This window comes from Peribacillus sp. R9-11, assembly GCF_031345095.1.
Taxonomy (GTDB): Bacteria; Bacillota; Bacilli; order Bacillales; family DSM-1321; genus Peribacillus; species Peribacillus butanolivorans.
Window position 1 is genome coordinate 2,340,670 of sequence record NZ_CP133763.1, and the last position, 21,079, is coordinate 2,361,748.

Sequence of the window (21,079 nt, forward strand, 5' to 3'; positions counted from 1 at the left end):
AAGTAACACTTCTTTTCAATCAGCATTAATAAAAAAATTAATTTATATATCAATAGGTTCTTTCTGCTTTGAAAATCTAATTTGTGCATCGTTGTATTGATTAAGCATCCTTACTAGGTCATCCCTATCAAGTAAAGTAACCCCATTCCTTTTACCAGGTATCTTTGCAGCAACGGTATAATAACGATTGGTAATTACAATCTTTTTAGTTGCATTGTAGTATCCGGCAGCTCCTACCACTTCGTTTATCGCATCTATACCAACCTTCTTGTTTTCCCCATATCGCTTGGCTTGTACCACAGATTTTTTAATATTAAATCTCCACCAAAATCACCAGAGGGGCTAGTTACTTCTACATAGTAGCCTTGACTTTTAAAAGGGGTCGTGGGTTCAAGTTCCTCACAGGTCATCTTCAAAACAGAGTTCAAATCCTTTTCAAGGGTTGGGGCTTTTTCTTTTTTTTTGACCTCTCCATTTTATCCCTAAATTTTAATACACCATACTTTACCTACTTTTCTGACTTAAAAACCTCCATGTAAGGGTGTGTTAAATAGTATGGGTCTGCAAAACTGTTTTCTTACTAGATGTATATTTAAATTAACTCAACAAATCTGTTTAGGAGTATGATAATATTTAAAAAAAAGAAAGAGGTTATCATATGAATTCAACATACTTACCGACAGAAATAACTAAAACAAGAGCCTTAGTCATCAATGCACTTTTCATCGCACTTACCCTTGTAGCCACAATGTTTATCAGCATAAAGCTACCAATAATGGGTAACGGAGGCCTAATCCATCTGGGTAACGTTCCTCTTTTTATAGCAGCATTCGTTTACGGCAAAAAAACAGGAGCCATAGCAGGCGCCATCGGAATGTGCTTCTCCGATCTTATCTCTCCTTGGGCAGCATGGGCACCGTTTACATTCATCATCGTAGGTGCAATGGGCTTTTTAGCCGGACTCATCTCCGAAAAGGTACCCGGCAAAAGAGAACTTGTATACACACTGGCAGTTGCCGTTGCACTGATTATAAAAATCGTGGGCTACTATTTTGCCGAAGTTATCCTTTACGGTAACTGGATACAGCCAATCGGCTCCATCCCCGGAAACGTTATGCAGGTCGTAATAGCCGGTATAATTGTAGTACCACTTGCAGGACGTTTAAAGAAAAGAGCTGGACAGATATAGGAGTGAAACATATTTTGGTTTCTTCTTTTGGTCTTTCAGCTGTGGATCAAACTGATTCCTTTTTTCCTAATTATTAATTATTTTTCTCTATTTTCTATACCTGTTGTTCTGCTATATGATAGTACCCTTTAGATGATGAACCACGCCCTAAATTTCGGACAGTTTAATAAAAGACAACCTGCTAATTAAGCAGCGATTAAATGAATTCAGTATTGTAAAAAGTACCCTATAGAGTATACACTTTGAAAAAAGGACTACTCTATAGGGTACTATTTTGTATTAAGAGTTAAAAATCGAATTGGGGAATTTCAAATGAAAAACACTTTACTGAAAAAGAAATAAATATTTTATCGAATAACCCTTATGTTAAATCTGTTAGTTCAAAGTCAATTACATATACAGATGAGTTTATAAGAATATTTATCGCTGAAAGTGAAAAAGGAAAGCTACCACATCTTATTTTTGAGGAGTATGGATTTGATATTGAAATCATTGATGTTGACAGGGTTAAAAAAGCAGCCTATAGAAGGCGTACTGCTTATAAAAAATCAGGTGTTTTGGGATTGAGTGATTCACGAATAAACCATTCAGAAAGGTCTCGTAAAAAAGAAGAAACATTGGAAGAGAAAAATGTTAGATTAGAAGCTGAAGTACAACTATTTTAGCATTATATGTTTTTCAATTTCTTGTAGACGTTCATCAAGTTCTCCAGCTTCTATAGCTTTTATGAATAACAAACAAAAAATAGTTTTTTAATGCACATTCTGTTGATAGACAAAGAGGGCCACTCACTTTGATAATTTATTCGGCTCGAGAGGTATCTAACAATATTTGAATGTCTCGTTCGTTGCAGGACGTCAGCCTCTTTGGTACACTATGCAGAAGTACTTTTCACTTTGAGTGCTAGGATTTATTATGGAATGGCATAGATTATATGTTTGATCTTCATAAATCATTTATTAAAGTCCTTGTAAGGTGCTTCCAAAAGAAACCTGGAAATGTGGAGCATTTTATCCTGTTATTACATTCACTCTAGACTAGTGAAAGTAGTAACGAAGGTCAGTTCAACCCGATTTATAGGGAATTAAAGGGATACAGCTTTATAAAAAGAAACACTCCATGTATCACCACATACACTTCGCACATGTGGAGTGTGTGTCAAAGTTAGTTTTAAAAGTATAACCCAATAATAACCGTTTCCGATTCTAACTCTAATTTCGTGAAAATAGACATTTCCGATTTTGGGATTTTTTTTATGTCAATCCCTTGCCATTCCTATCTTTTCTTTCTCTCCTCTCTCAAAAAAAGTCTTTTGAAATAAAAAAGGAGCAAAATAGGGGTTCAGTCGGAAATCTTTATTTTAATTCGAACGGTGGGAATCGGGGAACTTGGGAGACATATTTTTTGGTTGTACAAAAACACATTACAATATAATACAAAGACCAATAACACCTTAACAATTTGTTGTGTTTTTAAGAAAAACTGATATGTTCCCTCATACAGCAGGAGTTGTATGGGGACTTGTATTTTATCAAAAATTTTCTGTTTAGATGACTGTGAAGTAATAAAATTAGGAGGAAGAAATGAACAATTATAAATTGACAATTCAATATGATGGCGGGCGCTATAAGGGCTGGCAACGACTCGGTAATAGTGATGATACGATTCAAGGAAAAATAGAAAATGTATTAACGGAAATGGTAGGGGAAAAAATTGAAATCATCGGATGCAGCAGAACAGATGCCGGTGTACATGCTCTTGCTCAAATCGCCAATTTTAAGATTGGTGAAAATCTGACTGAATTTGAAATTATGAATTATTTGAATAGATATTTACCCCAAGATATCAGCATTGTAGAGGTTATGCTAGTACCTGAACGTTTTCATGCCCGTTATAATGCTAAGGATAAAACCTATTTATATAAGATCTGGAATGAGCAATATACAAATCCTTTCATGCGAAAGTACAGTATGCATGTTGAGAAAAAGCTAAATATCACAAGAATGAAAAGAGCATGTCAATATTTTATAGGTGAACATGATTTCACTGCTTTTTCAAATGCAAAGTCTAAGAAAAAATCCATGGTTCGTGAAATATATTCTATTGATATAGAAGAAAATGCCGGCTTCATCCAAATTACAGTGCGAGGGGATGGATTTCTTTATAATATGGTTAGAAAGATTGTCGGAACGTTGATAGAAGTTGGGTTGGGTGAAATAGATGCTGAAAATATACCAAGTATTTTAGAGTCAAAAGAAAGAATCCAAACGGGTCGTATGGCGGAGGCAGCTGGGTTGTACTTGGTAAAGGTTGATTTTTAGACCAAATATAAATGCACCGCCTATGCAAAATGCGCCTGGATTGATGTTGTAAACCATAACCGATATTCCGTGTGTTGTAACATACCCTCTGGATATGTGGAGTGTTTCGCAAAAAAAACATACCCTCATCTCAATTATTATTCAATGATAAAAAATTGCACAGAATTTCTAGAAACAATGGAATTAAGAGAATCTATTTGCATAAAAAACATTGTGTACTTGAATTATTGGAATTAATGTATTCTATTCTTGCAAAAATACTGTTTAAAAGATAGTTCGGAAAATTGATAGGGGTGAGGTTGGGGGTTTAAATCCCTCACAGGTCATTAACTATCAAAGGCTTAAATCCTTACAAGGATTTGAGTCTTTTTTCATGTTGCATGCTTCGGGCGATTGCAGTTGATTAATGATCTGCTCACATTGTTATTATTAATTGAAAAGCTATTCGCGAATAAAATTTTTATATTAACTTATTGAAAGCTGAGCAGAGTCTATGAGAATATGTGGGGTTTTTTAGTAGATATGTTCGCAGTAGGCAGATTAGCATCACGTCTAGATTCCGGGCGTTTTTTCGTTAATTGGCCTATGGACCAGTTGACAGACTAATGTGTATTTTTTTCATGTTCTTCCTTTTTGCAAAACCTTAAGTATCATGAATTTAGTTCAATTAATTAAACGAAAAATACATTTTGAAAATATTGAAAATTATGAATATAAATGATTTAATTTAAATATGTTCTTTTTGCTGGTTCGGACGACGTGATGTTGATGGACGGTAAAGATGCTAGTAAGAATGAATGCGCATGTATGGTAGTCTAAAACTTCTCAATTCATTTAAGAAAGGATGTATTTTATCATTTCCCACCAGAAGACTCCCTCTTAAAGCGTGTGAAGGGCGAGAGCACAACGGTAAGGGGGAGATGAATGGCGGTTGGCATAAGCCAAAGTAATCTTTTTGCAAACATACGTTCGATGGTTAATAATAACTATAAGGGGGTGAAACCAATGGTCGTAAACAAAGCTTATAAATTTCGAATCTATCCAACTAAAGAACAACTAGTTCTAATCAATAAAACGATCGGCTGCTCCCGTTTTGTCTATAACTTCTTTTTAGGCAAACAAAAGGAGAAAGATGCCTACTGGTATATTTGTGAAGAAATGAAGCAGAACGGCCAATTACCCTCTAATGAACGGAAAGGTTCTTTTCTGAATAAATACGAAACAATCAAAGAACTTCCAGCTTTAAAGAAAGAGTACTCTTTCCTGAAAGAAGTAGACAGTATTGCCTTACAGAAATCGGTGGAAAATTTAGCAGATTCCTATAGTCGATATTATAAAAAGCAAAACAAGTCACCACGCTTCAAATCGAAAAAGAATCCTATCCAGTCCTATACGACTAAACATACGAATGGGAATATTGGAATTGTTGAAAACAAAATCAAATTGCCAAAACTCGGTCTAGTTCGTTTTGCTAAAAGCCGCGAAGTCGAAGGGCGAATCATCAATGCCACAATCAGGCGGAACCCTTCGGGTAAATATTTCATTTCCGTTTTAGCCGAAACCCATGTACAAGTACTTCCTAAAACGAATCGTTCGTGTGGTGTAGATGTTGGTTTGAAGAACTTTGCTATTCTTTCAGATGGTACGGTCTATCAAAACCCAAAATTCTTCCGGACGGTCGAAAAGAAATTGGCCAAAGCACAACGGATTCTTTCAAGGCGACAAGAAATAGCCTTGAATCAAAATAAACCATTGGCTGAAGCCAAAAACTATCAAAAACAAAAACGAAAAGTGGCTATCCTACACGAAAAAATTTCAAATGCCCGAATGGATTACTTACATAAAGTTTCTACCGAAATCATCAAAAACCACGACGCTATTGGAATGGAAGACTTGCAAGTGTCGAATATGATGAAAAATCACAAACTAGCTAAAGCTATTAGTGAAGTATCTTGGTACCAATTCAAAAAAATGTTGGAATACAAAGCAAAATGGTATGGTAAACAAATCGTGACCGTATCTAAAACGTTTGCTTCTAGCCAATTGTGTTCTAGCTGCGGTTACCAAAATAAAGACGTTAAACATCTGAATCTTCGTGAATGGGATTGTCCTTTTTGTTCTACTCACCACGATCGAGATATTAACGCAGGACTCAATCTAATGAATGAAGCCATAAGGCTTCTAACCGTAGGAACTACGGGAGTAGCCTAATTAAAAATTGGCCGATAGGCTAATGTTCTTAGGAATCCCCCACTTCAATCAGGCCGTAAGGTCGAAAAGTGGTGGGTAGTTCAAGACCACTATTTTCCCTTGAAAAAAAATTCTCCCCGCCAGAGTAACTGATTATGTTACTGCAGACCATAGTGTCATTGCAATAGAATCTTAACGGAATGATGAAATATTTAAAGAATAGAGGGATTTTTTATGATTAAAATCGATCTTTTATTTAAAAATGCCAATGTACTGACTTTAGATAATAGGAATCGTCGTGCTGGGTCTGTGGCTGTAGCAAATGGCAAAATTGTTGGTATTTGGAGGGAGTGCGAGCCTCCTAAAAGTGCCGTCGAAGTGACAGCAAGTACAAATGTTGTTGATTTAAAGGGATCTACTTTAATTCCAGGATTTATTGATACACATAATCACATTTTGGCGTATGGCCAAATAATGAGACAGGTGAATTGCGGCACACCGCCTAATCAATCCATAAAAGATATATTGGAGGTAATTGGAGCAAAAGCAAAAGAAACTCCCAATAGGGAATGGGTCAAGGGATATGGATATGATGATACCCTTCTGTATGAAAAGCGTCATATAACACGGGAAGACTTAGATAAGGCTTCGCCAAATAAACCTATTATCATCACACACACCTCAGGACACATATCCGCAGTTAATTCACTCGCTTTACAATTATCTGGTTTAACAGATGATGTTTCTGACCCTCAAGGCGGCCATTACGGGCGGGATGAGAAAGGGAGACTGAATGGCGTAATCTATGAACCAGCAGCTATGATACCGATTAATAAACAGATTCCTCAAATGACAGTAAAACAACAGATTGACATGCTAGGGAAGGCTTCAAAAGATTATTTAGCTCAAGGGATTACAACGAATACAGATGCAGCTGTAGGCTTCACTAGTGATTTGCAAGATTTAGAGATTCATCTTAAAGCGGCTGAGCAAGGGATTAATCCGATGCGTACACAATTAATGATTATGCACCAGCAGCTTCGTGAAGGACAAGCTTTCGGAGGATATTCTCCTGCTCAACTGGACAAAGAGTTCCAAGAAAGATCTGGAGGTCGGGCTAAATTAGATAGCGCCAAAATGTTCCAGGATGGCTCCATTCAAGGCTTAACAGGAGCATTGCGGGAACCGTATTATCAAAATCCAGATGTTTATGGAGAACTCATCCATCCGCAAGAAGCATTTAACGAAGAAGTTTTAGACCTGCACAGTCGAGGATTTAGAATCACAACCCATGGAAACGGGGATCGTGCCATCGGATCGATATTAGAGGCATACGAATATGCTTTATCCAAGAGCCCACGTGCAGATCACCGCCATCGAATCGAACATGTCCAAAGCGCCACCGCTGAAGATGTGGTGAAGATGAAAGAACTTGATGTAGCAGGATCCTTTTTCATCAATCATGTATATTTTTGGGGAGACAGGCATAAACAAATTTTCTTGGGGCCAGAGCGGGGAAGGCGTATTAGCCCTTTAGCTGAGGCTGTAGCTCATAATTTACTGTTTACCCTGCATTCTGATTGTCCAATTACTCCAATCTCACCGCTGTTTTCTGTGTGGGTAGCAGTAAACCGAATAACGAGAGAGGGCCATGTTTTAGGCCAAGAGCAGCGTATTGATGTCGAAACTGCATTAAAGTCCATGACTATTTATGGAGCAAAACTAAATTTTGATGAAGCGTGTTCAGGAAGCATCGAAATTGGAAAACATGCAGACTTTGCCATTCTCGAGGCTGATCCTACAGCCATTCATCCGGAAGAAATTAAGGACATTTCAGTTCTGGCTACTTTTATTGATGGAAAGCCAGTATATGGTCAAGAAACGGTAAGGACTTCTTAACTTTTAATTGCATCTTTAAAAGGCGTTAACAATTGAGCTTAATGTTATAAATACCAACATCTATAATTATTTGAAGAGTGCGTCATTCTAATTTTCCTTCCATTATCAATCCATTATACCTATATTTTCAGCGGCATTATCTACTATTATTTTTAGCTTGCCACTAAAATGCTTACCAGAAGCAATAGGGGGTTCTGCGGTAGGGGTTGGTCAATCTAGGGATGCAGGTAGCTGGCTTTATTGCTCCTTTAACTCTTGGTTTTGTTATAAACACTTTTGGCGGATCATTTAAAGGAGCTGTTTGGTTATTGGTTTCATTCGGGGTTGTTTGCTTTATCGCTTTTATGACATTAAATTCGGGTAAGGAAAATTATACTACTGAAAATCCTCAAATAGTTCCTGCTGTAAAATAGAATGATATGAATGAATGCTTGATTTTAAAGTGGAGAATTCATATAAAATGTAATTCTTCATATTTTTTTTGTTTTTTTAAAAGGCTAGATTATTCAGGAGGCATTTTTCACTACAGGCAATCTGAAGGGCCCTCATTCAACTTCTTCCACTTTTCGGCACTGTTGCAGGCATCCAGACCTAACAATAGTAAGGCGGTAATACATTCTTCAAATTCTTCCTCCTAAAAAAACAGGTAAAATAACTTATTCCAAATATTTACAAGACAAACAGTTTTTTATCGGGTTTTATAAATAACAACTTTGATATCATTTAGGTGTCTCGGTTAATCATTCACAGTTCATGTCTAAGTGAATTAAATTTCTGATTAAACAACTTCAAGGGATGACGATATGCTTGCAAAAGAATTGCATGCAAACGTCTTCTGCCCATACGATAAGTGATAGGTAACTAGTAATCCATCGCATTAGAAGTAGCGATATGCGGAATCGTCACAATTAAAGCCAATCTGAATATTCGTTATAAGCTACTCTTTACTTCTTTAGTTAGGCAATTAATTATTTAATTCTCTTTGCATCCCCTGAACGGCCTTTCAAATGGAAGAATGTAATAAACCCTAAACAATGGCCGGGAATCTTCCAACTACGAACAACAATACCATCCGGCCGTACCTATCCAGTTAATACGATTCAAAAAGTCCTTAGTGCAAATAGATGCAGATATCGATTTTCGTCGTTCAGTTATTTTTGCTACACATATCCGATTATGATTCAACATTGTAGAACCAGACTTCTTTTTATAAAAGAGCATAAGAGATTACTTTGTCCTAACGTATTCCTGAAGCAAAAATGTGAAGCGGTTTATTCTGAGCACAATAATATTTTATTGGTAATCGCAGAATAACGAGAATTGGCCAATTCACGCCCAGTAATATAAGAATACGAAAGCACAATAGAGTACCTTCTTTTTATAAACTCATTTTATAAAAAGAAGGTATTCCTTTTAACAAGAAGAATTATATATAACGAAAAATATTAAGGATCTATGCCTTACTAAACAGGGGGAGGAAGATGGGGAAATCGATCCTTTTTGAAGTGCAAGAAGAAGTGAATTTGGTAGCAGAAGCAATTAAGTCTGTATTGGATTTGGAAGTCATTGTTTATGATCAGAATAAAGTGGTGGTTGCTGCTACAGGAGGTGGTCATCATGCTGTTGTGGGTGAGCCGGTTCGAGGACATATTATAAAAGAAGTGATAAAAACAGGAAAGCATGTTTATAACTTTGAACCAGGTTTTCATGATGTTTGTCAAAGTTGCATTCTCCATGGAAACTGCCCTGAAAAAGCAGATGTGTCCTTTCCTCTGAAACATGAAGGGAAAAACGTAGGGGTGATTAGCTTAACCGCATTTTCTGAAGAACAGAAGGCAGAATTTAAAGAAAGGCACCTTGTTTTATCGAATTACCTTGGGAAAATGGCTGACTTAATAAGCAGTAAAATAAATGCAAAATCGCTGTTGGGAAAATATTTACACATGTTTCAAATGCTTCAAGTGGCTATACAATCGATGTATGAAGGTATTATCGCAGTAGATCAAAACGGGTATATCTTAGAGCTAAATCGTTCTGCAGAAAAGACACTGCAAATGAAAAGAAATGAAGTCCTAACTCTTAATGTATCCGATATCATTCCTGATTTACCTATTTCGAAAGTTTTATCAACAGCGAAAGGATATTCAGACATTGAATTTTCACTTCAAATACATAATAAAAAGATTCAGGTAATCGGTAGTATTATTCCACTTGTTCATGATGATCGTATTATAGGAGTTGCTATTTCATTTAAAGACTTAAAGGATGTGCAAAAATTAGCATATTCGATTACATCAGAGGTAGATGATTCAACCTTTGACATTATCGTAGGGAAAAGTAAAGCCATTCTACAAGTGAAAGATATAGCTAAGCAAATAGCAACCTCTGACTCCACCATGATATTTTTGGGGGAAAGTGGGACGGGTAAAGAACTTTTCGCAAGGGCCGTGCATCAAGAAAGTCAAAGGGTAAACAAACCCTTTAGGGCGATTAATTGTGCTGCAATTCCAGAACATCTTCTAGAGAGTGAATTATTTGGATATAACGAAGGAGCATTTACTGGGGCGAGGAAAAAAGGGAAGCCTGGAAAGTTTGAGATGGCCAATGGCGGAACTATTTTTCTGGATGAAATCGGTGATATGCCTCTTCATCTACAAGTTAAAATTTTGCGGGTTTTAGAAGAAAGAAGGGTTGAAAGGATAGGTTCTAATTCTTCTCTAGATATTGATGTGAGGGTGCTGGCAGCAACCAATAAAAACTTAGAGCAAATGGTAAATGATAGAGAGTTTAGAGAGGATTTATTTTATCGTTTAAATGTTATTCCTCTTCACATTCCTCCATTAAGAGAACGAGTGGGAGATGTAGCCGTCCTTCTTCACCATTTTGTTAATCACTATGTGAATATTACAGGAAAGCAAGTAATGGGCTTTACTCCAGAAGCTGAAGCATGTCTATGTTCTTATAATTGGCCAGGAAATATTAGAGAGCTACAAAATACAGTGGAGTACGCTATCAATATGGCAAAATCTTTTTGGATTACATTAGAAAATTTACCCACTAGAGTTAGGGTCAAAACTAATCAAAGTGTTTTAGACCAAGGGTTAACCTTAGCAGATATGGAAGAAAAAATGATTATCGAATCTTTAAAAAAACATGGTGATTCATTGAATGGAAAGAAGAAGGCTGCGAAGGATTTAGGAATAAACGTAGCTACTCTCTATAGGAAAATCAATAAGTTTGAAATTAATCGCAAAATGCAAATGTAGTTTGCATTTTGCGATTAATGAAGAAATCGGTAGTAGGTTAGTCCTTTTTAAGATTTATTAGGGCTAACCTCCTTTTTTAATTTGCATTTTGCGAAAAGAAAAGAGTCTTGCTACTGACTATTCTCTGAAAAGTAAAGCTAAATTCGTCTAGAATAAGGGTTTGTTTAATTTTTTTGATATTCCTAACAACTTGGTACAGTAATTGCATTAGTAATAGTTGAAAAAGATAATGAAAGGTGAGGGTGATTTATGAAAAACTAATGTATTTTCGATTTCCATAATCTTTCGAAAATTGTAAGCGCTTTCTACGAAAATTCCATTTGGGAGTGATGTTATGAGGATCAAGCAGAGGATTGAAAAAGTACCGGGGGGGCTTATGGTGATCCCACTCATGTTGGGGGCACTCTTTAATACGATTGATCAGCTTCATATTCCACTTGTAATGGAGTTTCTTAAATCATTAGGAGTTACACCTGTCGAAGAAGGCATTTATGAGTTTATGAGAATAGGAGGGTTTTCGGAAGCTCTCTTTAAAAATGGGACATTGACACTTATCGGTTTATTCTTGTTCTGTGCAGGTAGTCAGATGAATTTACGAGTGGGTGGAAAAGCCTTAAAAAAAGGGATCCTTTTAACTTCTAGTAAGTGTTTGACTGGAATAACAATTGGACTTCTATTCGGTTACTTTTTTGATCCTATGAACGGGTTGCTTGGCTTATCCACTCTTGCCATTATTGCTGCAATGACAAATGGAAATGAAGGAATGTATGCCGTTCTCACCGGACAATATGGTAACCGTTCAGATGTAGGAGCAATTTCTGTTTTGACCTTAAATGATGGTCCATTCTTTACCATGATGGCATTGGGAATAGTAGGAATTAACTTCCCTGCTATCGCATTCATCGCGGTATTGTTGCCAATTGCTTTAGGGATGTTATTAGGAAACTTGGATGAGGACATTAGGGAATTTCTAAAGCCAGGTGAAACGTTACTTGTTCCCTTTTTTGCTTTTTGTCTAGGAGCAGGAATGAATTTCATGAGTTTCTTTAATGCTGAAGCTGTTTGGGGCGGTCTTGTCTTGGGTTTTGTAACCGTCATTTTTACTGCTCTAACAGGAGTCCTCGTTTATCGTATATTTGGTGAGAAAAGTACAATTGGTCCCGTTGCCGAGGCATCAACCGCAGGGAATGCAGTGGGAACACCAGCAGCCATAGCAGCTGCTGCTTCTGTTGCTGCAGGAGCAGGACTTATGTCATTAGACGAGGCACAAAGATTTCAACAAATAGCTAATCTAGCTACAATTCAAATTTCTATTTCTACTATTACTACTTCCATTCTTTGTCCAATTGCTGTGATTTTTTGGGATAAATTCCAGAGAAGCAAAGGGATTGACGGTCGATTAGAAGATTCCTCTAACCGAAGTGAGGTGCCGGTAGAAGTGGATCAGCAAATTTAGAAAGGTGAGGGGACGAATGAAGTGGATAAAGCCCAATATTGAAAACCAGATTTGCACCATAACGATAAATAACCCACCAATGAATATTTTGACGAAGGAATTTCGTGAAGAATTTGTGCCGTATATGGAAAATCTAAAGTCCCGTACTGATGTTCGAGTCATTATTTTGACAGGAGACGGTGACCGGGCATTCTGTGCAGGAGCTGATTTAAATGAAGAAGGTGAATTGACCCCTGAGACTGTACGCTACTTTCTCGAAGAAGATTGCCGCATTTATGATGTTGTTAATGAAATGCCACAACCAGTGATTGCTGCTGTTAATGGATATGCTTTTGGTGGGGGATTTGAACTGATCCTAGCATGTGATATTCGAATTATGTCCGATCGAGCAAAGCTGTGTGCAGCAGGAGTTAAAGTAGGATTAGTTGTCGGACCTACCCGACTTGTAAGGTTGATGGGAGAAGCTTACGCAAAGGAAGTCATATTAACTGGGAGAACCGTATTAGCTAATGAAGCATTTCAACGTGGTTTGGCTAGCAAAGTTGTTCCTCATAATACATTAATGAATGAAGCTTTAGATTGGGCAAAAATGATTGCCTCACGTGCACCAATTGCAGTCAGGAATGCTAAAGAAACAATTCAAAAAACAATGGATGTAAATTGGCAAGAAGCCATGGCATTTGAGTTAGATGCTTTTATTACTTGCCAGGATACGCAAGATCATAAACATGCCATTGAATCTTTTTTTAATAAACAAATACCAATTTTCCAAGGAAGATGATAAAGAGATTTATAGACCAAGAGGAGGATTCACAAGTTATGAATGAAGTTATGATGTATCCAGGAGCCTATGCGTTGATAAAAGTTTTGGCAGGAGTTGTAGAAGGCGAGAAAGTGTTGATCTTAACTGATTTTCAAACAGAAAGTATTGCTAAAACATTGGCAGATGTAACCTGCTCTTTAGGTGCTGAACCGATTACGATGTCCATGCCACCAAGAAAGGGGCATGGTGATGCTCTACCCGATCCAGTTGCCGCAGCTATGAAAGAAGTAGATGTTGTGATTGCTCCAACTACTTATAACATCGCACACACGAATGCTCGTCATGAGGCACAAGCGGCTGGTGCTAGAGTTTTAGTCTTGCCAGAATCCCATGAAAACATTTTGTTGAGTAAAGGCTTACAAGCTGATTTTATTTCACTTAGACCCCAAGTGGAACAAGTAGCAAATTTATTAACCAAGGGTGATGTAGTTAGGGTAACGACTACTCAAGGAACGGATTTACGACTATCCATTAAAGGAAGGGAAGGGCGAGCATTAACAGGTTTTGCAAATACCAAGGATATATCTGCTGTGCACTGCATTGAATCCAGTATAGCACCTGTTGAAGGATCTGCAGAAGGGGTCCTAGTAGTAGATGGAAGTATACCAGGAGTTGGTCTTATAGATACTCCTGTGGTTGTTGAGTTTAAGGCTGGGAAGGCTGTTTCCATTACAGGGGGAAAGGAGGCAGATTTGTTTAGAAAAATATTAATTGAACGAAATGATGAAGATGGGAACATCTATTATGCAGGTGAATTTGGAATTGGTATGAACCCGGAATGTGAGTTAGAAAATAGTATGTTAAGTGACGAAGGGGTGTTTGGCACCATTCACGTTGCTTTAGGTACAAATGCTTATATTGGTGGGGTAATTAAGGCAAAAGGTCATTACGATATGGTTGTTAAAGACGCTATGGTGGAAATAGACGGTGTAACTATTCTTCGTAACAATGAACTTTATTTATGAGTTTGATGGAGGATACTGTGTTGATAGATTAATAAATATTTAGTAAATGATAGAAGGGATTGATTTGATGAGTGCTTTGAATGGTATCCGTATCGTAGATCTCAGTCAGGTAATGGCAGGTCCTTATTGCAGTATGTTACTAGCCGATATGGGAGCTGATGTAATAAAAATTGAACCACCCACTGGTGAGAATACTAGAAGGTGGCCACCTCACATCGATGGAGAAAGTGCTGCTTTTATGGCAATTAATCGAAATAAGCGCAGCATGACGCTGAATTTGAAAGATGATGAAGACAAGAAAATATTTTATAAATTGATTGAAACAGCAGACGTACTAGTTGAGAATTATCGTCCCGGTGTAGTTAAGCGATTGGGTGTTGACTATGACACCCTAAACAAGATTAATCCTCGTTTAGTTTATTGCTCTATTTCCGGTTTTGGTCAATATGGACCTTATTCATCTCGCGGGGGCTATGACTTAATTGCGCAGGGAATGACGGGAATCATGAGTGTGACCGGAGAAAGAGGCGGAAACCCAGTAAAGTGTGGGTTGCCTATCACAGATTTGGGTGTTGCACTGTTCGCTGCCTATGGAATATTATCTGCTTTGTATGCACGTGTTCAATCAAATGAAGGTCAATTTATAGATGCTTCTTTATTTGATACCGGCCTTGCTTTATCTGTTTGGGAAAGCACGCAATATTGGGTTAATGGTGAAACACCAGAGCCTACTGGGAGCGGACACCGATTGTCGGCACCTTATCAAGCCTTTCAAGCGAGTGATGGCTATTTCACTGTAGGAGCAGATACGCCACATCATTGGCCTGTATTTTGTCATATCATAGGAAGACCCGAATTTCTAAATGACGAAAGATTTGTCGATGATCCTTCACGGATCAAGCATTTAAAGGTTTTCATACAATTAATTGAAGAAAAAACAAGTAAACGCCCAAGAAGTTATTGGCTGGAGAAGTTTGAAGAGGTAGGGATACCTGCCGGCCCAATTAATTCTTATCCAGAATCATTAACTGATTCACATACCATTTCCAGGCGAATGGTTGAAGAGTTAGAACACCCTATTGCTGGAAAAATTAAGGCGTTAGGTATTCCTATCAAATTATCAAAAAATCCTGGTCAAATAAGAAATGCAGCTCCTTTGCTAGGGCAGCATACAGAGGAAATTTTAAAAGAATTAGGATTAGAAAAATCTGATCAATCTTATAAAGAGTTAAATATATAACACCTAATATTAATTACGAGAGTGATAGGGGGATGGTGTTGGTGATTCATCGTTTAAGAGGAAGAGTTCCATCCATTAATTCTGAAACGTTTATACATGAGTCAGCGCAAATTATTGGAGATGTTAGGATTGCAAAAGATGTGAGCGTCTGGCCACAAGCCGTGTTAAGGGGAGATGATAAAAATTTCATTGAAATAGGGGAAGGAAGCAATATACAAGATGGTTGTATCTGTCATGTTACACCCGATTTCCCTTTACATATAGGGAAAATGGTAACTGTTGGACACGGAGCTATCCTACATGCCTGTAAAATTGAGGATGGGGCTTTGATCGGCATTGGAGCGAAAGTTCTAGATGGGGCTACCGTTAGAAAGGGAGCACAAGTAGGAGCTGGAGCAGTTGTACCCCCAGGCAGGATTATTCCAGAAGGAGCACTAGCTATAGGAATTCCTGCTAAAGTGGTTAGGGAGCTAACGGAAGAAGATAAGAATGAAAATGTTCATAATGCGATGGAATATATTGAACTTTGGAAACGTGATTATTACAAGGAAAGGGATGAAATTTGAGTTACGAAAGCTTAAGACTCAATAGTAGAGGACAAAAATGGGAAGAATTATTTGGATTTTGCAAGTGAGTAGGCGTCAATAATGTTTTACAAACCTGCGTCTGTAGGAATCTATTCTATGTTCATCATGAAGTTGCCGCCGAATTACCAACAAATTTGTAGAAATAGTAAAACGATTAAAAGTTAGGAAAAAAAGAATATTTAGAAGAGAAAATTGTATCTACAAATATTGGTTAATCGATGGAGTCAGTTAAAATGGACTTAAAATTGAATGAAGTAAAGGAAATCATTCCTTCTAACCAAATTTTTACGAGTATATCTGATAGACATAGTTATAGTTACAATGCTTCTTTTGGTAAGTTCCTCCCTGATATGGTGATTCAGGTGAAGAATAAAATAGATCAGCAGGAATTTACAATTTAGTTAATTACGAAGTATCCATGGATATTTTAGATTTGAAGATGGAAAAAGCAAAGGATACTAAAGCCTCTATTATCGTAACGACAAATCCCGGTTGCTTGTTACAAATGAAATTGGGTATAAAAAGGGAAGGTCTAGAGGAAAGTATAAGGGCTCTACATCTTGTAGAATTACTAGTTGAAGCAGGAGCAGTAACAAAATAGGAAATTTAATCTGCACTTTAATTGGTCGATTATTCACTGTTATGGAAGAATTTAATCAAGTATATGATCAATGGAAGTCAGCAGAGAATGAATTACATTGCATCCTATCCAGTTTGAAAACTCTTTGTTCAAACTGGATTTTTTTATGCGATATTCCTATTAAAATTTTTACATTCTATTATTAATAGAAAATTAACAAATCGCCTCAAGTACATTTTTTAATTGTAAAATATTGTTCTGCTTACTTTCGTTCTTCTTATAAATGAAAACGGTATTAAGGACATTGTCAAAATTTAAATTGTAATAGTGAATGTTTGTATAGTTGTATAAGTCAATAAGCTTAGTATTTAATACAGCAATGGTATTACTGATTTGTAAAAAATCTTGAATACTACTAATAGATTTTATTTCCTTTAATTTATATTGTAGTTGATTATCCATAAGCCAATCAACTACAGCTCTTGTATACATACAACCTTTACTCAAAACGAGCAATGTAATTGGTGTTTTCTGATCGAAATTGATTATATGATCATTACTTGAAATAATCTCAAATGTTTCAGTGGCAACAATATCGTATGCTAAATCGGGGTATTTTTTAATAGGTTCGCTAATTAGTGCACAATCCAATTCGGAATTGTGTACTTTTTGATTTATGGCATTACTAGAATCTACTGCGAAGTCTACATCCAATTGAATGTCTTTCGTATTCAACATATTGGCGAGGGGGGCTCCGTAGATTTTTAAGGTTGTATGTGATGTGCCAAAGTTCACTTTAGAGTTAAGCTGATAGGCACCAATGGATTGTAAAAATTCTTCATATTCTTGAGTAATAAGTTGAAGATAGTTTTGATACTGAGTACCTACGCTAGTAATCTTCAATCCTTGGGGTGTTCGTTTAAAAACGGGTTTTCCAATTTCTGACTCCATTTTTTTCACTTTAGCAGTAAGTGCGGATTGAGTATAGTTTGTGATTTCTGCGGATTTACTTAAATTTTGTCGATTTAATATTTCAATTTTTAATGCAATGTCTTCGATGTTCATTTTGTTTGTCACACACCCTATAAAAAAAATTTATGGATCCTATCATTTTCCTCCATTTTACGCTTCTCAGTAAGGAGAGTAAACTCTAGTTAGCTTAATAAATAAGGAGTCGAGATGATGCTACAAGCTAATAATAGATTACGAGACTATTCACTCTATAATAAATATCCATAGCCGAATTTTACTGATTGAATACATATGTAATAGCAAGATATTGGAGGGGCATTAATGAATACATATTATAAATGGTTAATCGTATTAGTGGCTACACTATCACAAACTGCAGCAACATTTGTGACATATGGCATGGGACCTATCGCTACATTCTATCAAATTGAATGGAACTTAACACCATTGCAAACAGGCTTTATTGTTTCAGCTGTAAATATTGGTCCGATGTTTTCAATGTTAGTGTTTGGTTACTTAATGGATAAAAAAGGGGAAAAACAAATTATTGGATGGGGGACAATTTTATTAGGGCTCTCAGCATTAACACTCGTTTTTGTTAATAATTATATTGTATTGCTGCTTTTATTATTATTGGTTGGGATATGGTACGGCAGTGCTCAAACTGGTGGTAGTACTGCTATCGTAAAATGGTTTCCCAACAAACATAGAGGTCTAGCTTTAGGAATAAGACAGACCGGTATACCAATAGGAGGGGCTTTAGCCTCTGTAATGTTAACCTATACATTTTATCATTTCAATTTGTCAGTCGCGCATGTTGTACAAGGAGTTGTAGCAATTATAGGAGGTCTACTCTTTTTATTATTTTATCATGAGCCAGAAAATACTAGTCCTCCAGAATCGAAATCGGTGTCCTTTAAGGAGAAAATGAATCTTATCAAAAATAATAAAGAATTATATCCGATGTACATTGTAGGTGTTGTAATGATGTCATTACAAATGATTATCATTGCACATTTTATGAGTTATGTTCATCAAGAAGGTAGCTATTCCCTAACAGAGGCAGGGAAATATTTAAGCCTTGTTTTAATAGGTGGAATGATTGGGCGGGTAGTCATCGCATGGATGAGTGATCAATTCTTTGAGCATAATAGAGAAAGATTATTGCTTATTGTGATGGTTTTTACAGTAATTCTTACATTGATGTTGCCACTAATCATTCATGTAGAAATAAAAATATTGATGCTGCTATTCTGTTTACTATTAGGGTTTTTAGCAATTGGTTGGTATTCAATTTTTATTGCTTGTGTCACAGAGCAATCGGATCCCCGTTATATAGGCTTAACGGTGAGTTCAGCTTTGACATTAAATCAATTATTTATTGTTATAGCACCTTCGTTATTCGGTTTAGTCGTAAATATATTGAATAGTTATCAGCTAGCATTATATCTTGTTGGAATCGCTGTAGCTTTAGGAGCGATTAATTTATACAGAGCAAAAATAAAAATAGAATGGTCAAAGGGTCATCGCAAAAGTGCGATTTTTGAGCGACACAGGTAGAAAATATTTAAACTTTTTATAAAAGAATCATTTAATTGAACATGCTCTTTCTATTTGCCCAAAAATCAAGCGGTTTATTTCTAATAATGTGACTTGTTCTTCTTCAATCTGTTGCTCTTTTTTCTTTAAAGTTAACGCCAGGAAAAGAGAATTTCAAGCAAATACTAGTGCTACATAGTACACAGTTTGTACACCTTTAAAATAAATTTGAATTTTGGAAATGTCTCGTAATGTGGTGTATATAAAGAGTTGAGAGGAGTAATTGGGGTTAAATAATATTAAATTCTGAAAAAAGGGCTTGACCATCGGATGTTATCATACTATAATTTCGTTTATTATTCAAAATATTTAATGAGCGAAGAAAAGAACATTATTAAGCCGGTCTCCCTGTTAATAGAGAATCAGTGGTTGGTGCAAACTGATACAAAGACTTAGGTGAATTTCATTCTTGGAGCTTTTTTATACTACAACATTGAGAAAGTAGTATAAAACGGATTAAACCGTTATTTTAACAAGTGGGAAACATGTATTGTTTCCAATTAGGGTGGTACCGCGTGAACAGCCACGTCCCTATCGTTAACGATAGAGACGTGGCTTTTTTTGTTCTTTACTTTGTTTTGTAGAGGACGTAATAAAAATAGATTGGATTGATTAGCATTCAAACATCAGAGCAATGGTCATCGAAGATTGGTTTTATTTTATCAGCAGCAGGATCAGCTATAGGAGTAGGCGCAATATGGAAGCTTCCTTATGTAACTGGAATAAGCGGAGGAGGCGCATTCTTCCTTCTGTTTATTTTATTTTCTTTGTTTATAGGTTTTCCATTGTTATTAGCAGAGTTTGTTATTGGTAGAAGTACACAAAAGGAAGCAGTTAGTGCTTATCGCAGTTTAGCTCCTAATAGTAATTGGCATTGGATTGGTAGGTTAGGGGTATTTACCTGTTTTCTTTTATTGTCTTTTTATAGTGTAATTGGTGGTTGGATTGTTATTTATTTTGCAAAAGGTTTATTTGGTGGAATAATTAGTGAGGGCGCAGATTATGGATCTGTCTTTAACGAGACGATTGGAAATCCTATCTTGGTGATTGTAGCTCAATTTGCATTTTTGGCGATTACCGTTTTAGTTGTAGCAAAGGGGATTCAAAATGGCATTGAAAAAGTAAATAAAATTTTGATGCCCGCTTTATTTTTACTATTTTTTGTTCTAATCATTCGCTCACTAACACTCGATAACGCTATGGAAGGTGTGAAGTTCTTTCTAGCACCTGATTTCTCGAGTATTACATCTCAAAGTATTCTGTATGCGATGGGTCAAGCGTTTTTCTCCTTAAGTGTCGGCGTATCAGTAATGGTTACTTATAGTTCATATCTTTCAAAAAAAGAAAGCTTAATTCAACCAGCCATTTCAATCGTTACAATGAATTTATTCATTGCTTTATTAGCAGGATTAGCAATCTTCCCAGCTGTATTTTCACTAGGTTTAGAACCAGCTGAAGGACCTGGTTTGTTGTTTGTTGTACTGCCTGCTGTGTTTAATCAAATTGTTTTTGGAGAAGTTTTCTTATTAGGTTTTTTAGCATTATTTTTATTTGCCACATTAACTTCGGCTTTTTCTATGTTAGAAATAATTGTCGCATCACTAATTAAAGGAAAAGTGGAGAAGCGAACAAAATATGCATTTATTATTGGTGTTTTAATTTTTGCAGTAGGAATTCCCTCTGCATTATCCTATAGCGTTTTTGCTGATATGTTAATCTTCTCGAAAAATTTATTTGATTCAGCTGATTATTTAGTTAGTAATATATTAATGCCACTAGGAGTGTTTTTAATCTCTATTTTCGTACCACTTAAGATTAAGAAAAGCACTTTGAGAGAGGAACTATTACAGCATTCTCGTTTAGGGGCTTCTGCATTTAATATATGGTTTTTTATAATGAGGTTCATTATTCCTTTAGTAATTATCATAGTATTTCTTGATAGTACTGGAATACTTGATAAAATAGTTGCGATTTTTTAGTATGAAATCACTC

General features: G+C 36.3%; 16 protein-coding genes, 2 pseudogenes and 1 other annotated feature. Of the genes and pseudogenes, 16 read left to right on the plus strand and 2 right to left on the minus strand.

Translation table 11 applies throughout. From position 1 onward, the window contains the following. Nucleotides 1-42 precede the first annotated feature (42 nt). Entirely contained in the window at nt 43-300 is a 258-nt protein-coding gene (locus RE409_RS11450; protein WP_309558976.1) for a restriction endonuclease, read from the minus strand. Between the two features lie 358 nt (nt 301-658). Here RE409_RS11450 and RE409_RS11455 point away from each other — a divergent pair, with 358 nt between their 5' ends. The 14 genes and pseudogenes from RE409_RS11455 to RE409_RS11520 form a co-directional block, all read left to right on the plus strand. After that, nucleotides 659-1,189, plus strand: a complete 531-nt coding sequence (locus RE409_RS11455; protein ID WP_201180974.1) for an ECF transporter S component — start codon at nt 659-661, stop codon at nt 1,187-1,189. Between the two features lie 305 nt (nt 1,190-1,494). Next, a pseudogene (locus RE409_RS11460) lies at nt 1,495-1,848 on the plus strand (HTH domain-containing protein); the annotation flags it as partial. Between the two features lie 924 nt (nt 1,849-2,772). Then, the gene (truA, locus tag RE409_RS11465; protein WP_201180972.1) at nt 2,773-3,510 is read left to right on the plus strand and encodes a tRNA pseudouridine(38-40) synthase TruA; all 738 of its coding nucleotides are present in this window, start codon (nt 2,773-2,775) and stop codon (nt 3,508-3,510) included. A gap of 1,005 nt (nt 3,511-4,515) precedes the next feature. Next, nucleotides 4,516-5,721, plus strand: coding sequence for an IS200/IS605 family element RNA-guided endonuclease TnpB (gene tnpB, locus RE409_RS11470; protein WP_309558977.1), 1,206 nt, complete (start codon nt 4,516-4,518; stop codon nt 5,719-5,721). Nucleotides 5,722-5,934: 213 nt separating this feature from the next. Beyond that, the gene (locus RE409_RS11475; RefSeq protein ID WP_309558978.1) at nt 5,935-7,599 is read left to right on the plus strand and encodes an amidohydrolase; all 1,665 of its coding nucleotides are present in this window, start codon (nt 5,935-5,937) and stop codon (nt 7,597-7,599) included. A 206-nt stretch (nt 7,600-7,805) separates the two neighbouring features. Beyond that, nucleotides 7,806-8,012: a hypothetical protein gene (locus RE409_RS11480; protein ID WP_309558979.1), complete on the plus strand. Its 207-nt coding sequence runs from the start codon at nt 7,806-7,808 to the stop codon at nt 8,010-8,012. 1,068 nt (nt 8,013-9,080) lie between these two features. Further along, a complete protein-coding gene (locus tag RE409_RS11485) occupies nt 9,081-10,865 on the plus strand; it encodes a sigma-54 interaction domain-containing protein (protein ID WP_201249636.1) in 1,785 nt (594 codons plus the stop codon). 334 nt (nt 10,866-11,199) lie between these two features. Next, entirely contained in the window at nt 11,200-12,321 is a 1,122-nt protein-coding gene (locus tag RE409_RS11490) for a 2-keto-3-deoxygluconate permease (protein WP_201180964.1), read from the plus strand. Nucleotides 12,322-12,337: 16 nt separating this feature from the next. Beyond that, complete coding sequence (locus RE409_RS11495) at nt 12,338-13,102, plus strand: enoyl-CoA hydratase/isomerase family protein (RefSeq protein WP_201224844.1); 765 nt, start codon at nt 12,338-12,340, stop codon at nt 13,100-13,102. A gap of 38 nt (nt 13,103-13,140) precedes the next feature. Next, on the plus strand, nt 13,141-14,109 hold the full coding sequence (locus tag RE409_RS11500) for an aminopeptidase (protein ID WP_201180960.1): 969 nt from the start codon (nt 13,141-13,143) through the stop codon (nt 14,107-14,109). Nucleotides 14,110-14,176: 67 nt separating this feature from the next. Beyond that, complete coding sequence (locus RE409_RS11505; RefSeq protein ID WP_242489107.1) at nt 14,177-15,349, plus strand: CaiB/BaiF CoA transferase family protein; 1,173 nt, start codon at nt 14,177-14,179, stop codon at nt 15,347-15,349. A gap of 41 nt (nt 15,350-15,390) precedes the next feature. Beyond that, nucleotides 15,391-15,915, plus strand: coding sequence for a gamma carbonic anhydrase family protein (locus RE409_RS11510; RefSeq protein WP_201249634.1), 525 nt, complete (start codon nt 15,391-15,393; stop codon nt 15,913-15,915). A 254-nt stretch (nt 15,916-16,169) separates the two neighbouring features. Further along, complete coding sequence (locus RE409_RS11515; protein ID WP_207198838.1) at nt 16,170-16,337, plus strand: hypothetical protein; 168 nt, start codon at nt 16,170-16,172, stop codon at nt 16,335-16,337. After that, nucleotides 16,316-16,537 (plus strand): annotated as a pseudogene (locus RE409_RS11520) (heterodisulfide reductase-related iron-sulfur binding cluster); the annotation flags it as partial. The gene RE409_RS11515 and the pseudogene RE409_RS11520, both read left to right, overlap by 22 nt. A 192-nt stretch (nt 16,538-16,729) precedes the next feature. Here the strand turns inward: RE409_RS11520 and RE409_RS11525 are convergent. Beyond that, the gene (locus tag RE409_RS11525; RefSeq protein WP_309558980.1) at nt 16,730-17,581 is read right to left on the minus strand and encodes a LysR family transcriptional regulator; all 852 of its coding nucleotides are present in this window, start codon (nt 17,579-17,581) and stop codon (nt 16,730-16,732) included. A 228-nt stretch (nt 17,582-17,809) separates the two neighbouring features. On the opposite strand from RE409_RS11525, the gene RE409_RS11530 reads away from it, so the two are divergent. Together RE409_RS11530 and RE409_RS11535 are read left to right on the plus strand one after the other, a co-directional pair. Next, on the plus strand, nt 17,810-19,048 hold the full coding sequence (locus tag RE409_RS11530; RefSeq protein WP_201180952.1) for an MFS transporter: 1,239 nt from the start codon (nt 17,810-17,812) through the stop codon (nt 19,046-19,048). A gap of 349 nt (nt 19,049-19,397) precedes the next feature. Then, nucleotides 19,398-19,623: a binding site (T-box leader), on the plus strand. Between the two features lie 81 nt (nt 19,624-19,704). Further along, nucleotides 19,705-21,066 (plus strand): sodium-dependent transporter, encoded by a 1,362-nt coding sequence (locus RE409_RS11535; RefSeq protein WP_098175146.1) that lies wholly within the window; start codon nt 19,705-19,707, stop codon nt 21,064-21,066. Nucleotides 21,067-21,079: the final 13 nt, after the last annotated feature.

Bases quoted from the DNA above. Each gene is read 5' to 3' on its own strand.
- RE409_RS11500 (WP_201180960.1), top strand. From the start codon at position 13,141: ATGAATGAAGTTATGATGTATCCAGGAGCCTATGCGTTGATAAAAGTT.
- truA (WP_201180972.1), top strand. From the start codon at position 2,773: ATGAACAATTATAAATTGACAATTCAATATGATGGCGGGCGCTATAAG.
- RE409_RS11505 (WP_242489107.1), top strand. From the start codon at position 14,177: ATGAGTGCTTTGAATGGTATCCGTATCGTAGATCTCAGTCAGGTAATG.
- tnpB (WP_309558977.1), top strand. From the start codon at position 4,516: ATGGTCGTAAACAAAGCTTATAAATTTCGAATCTATCCAACTAAAGAA.
- RE409_RS11475 (WP_309558978.1), top strand. From the start codon at position 5,935: ATGATTAAAATCGATCTTTTATTTAAAAATGCCAATGTACTGACTTTA.
- RE409_RS11455 (WP_201180974.1), top strand. From the start codon at position 659: ATGAATTCAACATACTTACCGACAGAAATAACTAAAACAAGAGCCTTA.
- RE409_RS11515 (WP_207198838.1), top strand. From the start codon at position 16,170: ATGGACTTAAAATTGAATGAAGTAAAGGAAATCATTCCTTCTAACCAA.
- RE409_RS11495 (WP_201224844.1), top strand. From the start codon at position 12,338: ATGAAGTGGATAAAGCCCAATATTGAAAACCAGATTTGCACCATAACG.
- RE409_RS11485 (WP_201249636.1), top strand. From the start codon at position 9,081: ATGGGGAAATCGATCCTTTTTGAAGTGCAAGAAGAAGTGAATTTGGTA.
- RE409_RS11490 (WP_201180964.1), top strand. From the start codon at position 11,200: ATGAGGATCAAGCAGAGGATTGAAAAAGTACCGGGGGGGCTTATGGTG.
- RE409_RS11530 (WP_201180952.1), top strand. From the start codon at position 17,810: ATGAATACATATTATAAATGGTTAATCGTATTAGTGGCTACACTATCA.
- RE409_RS11525 (WP_309558980.1), bottom strand. From the start codon at position 17,581: ATGAACATCGAAGACATTGCATTAAAAATTGAAATATTAAATCGACAA.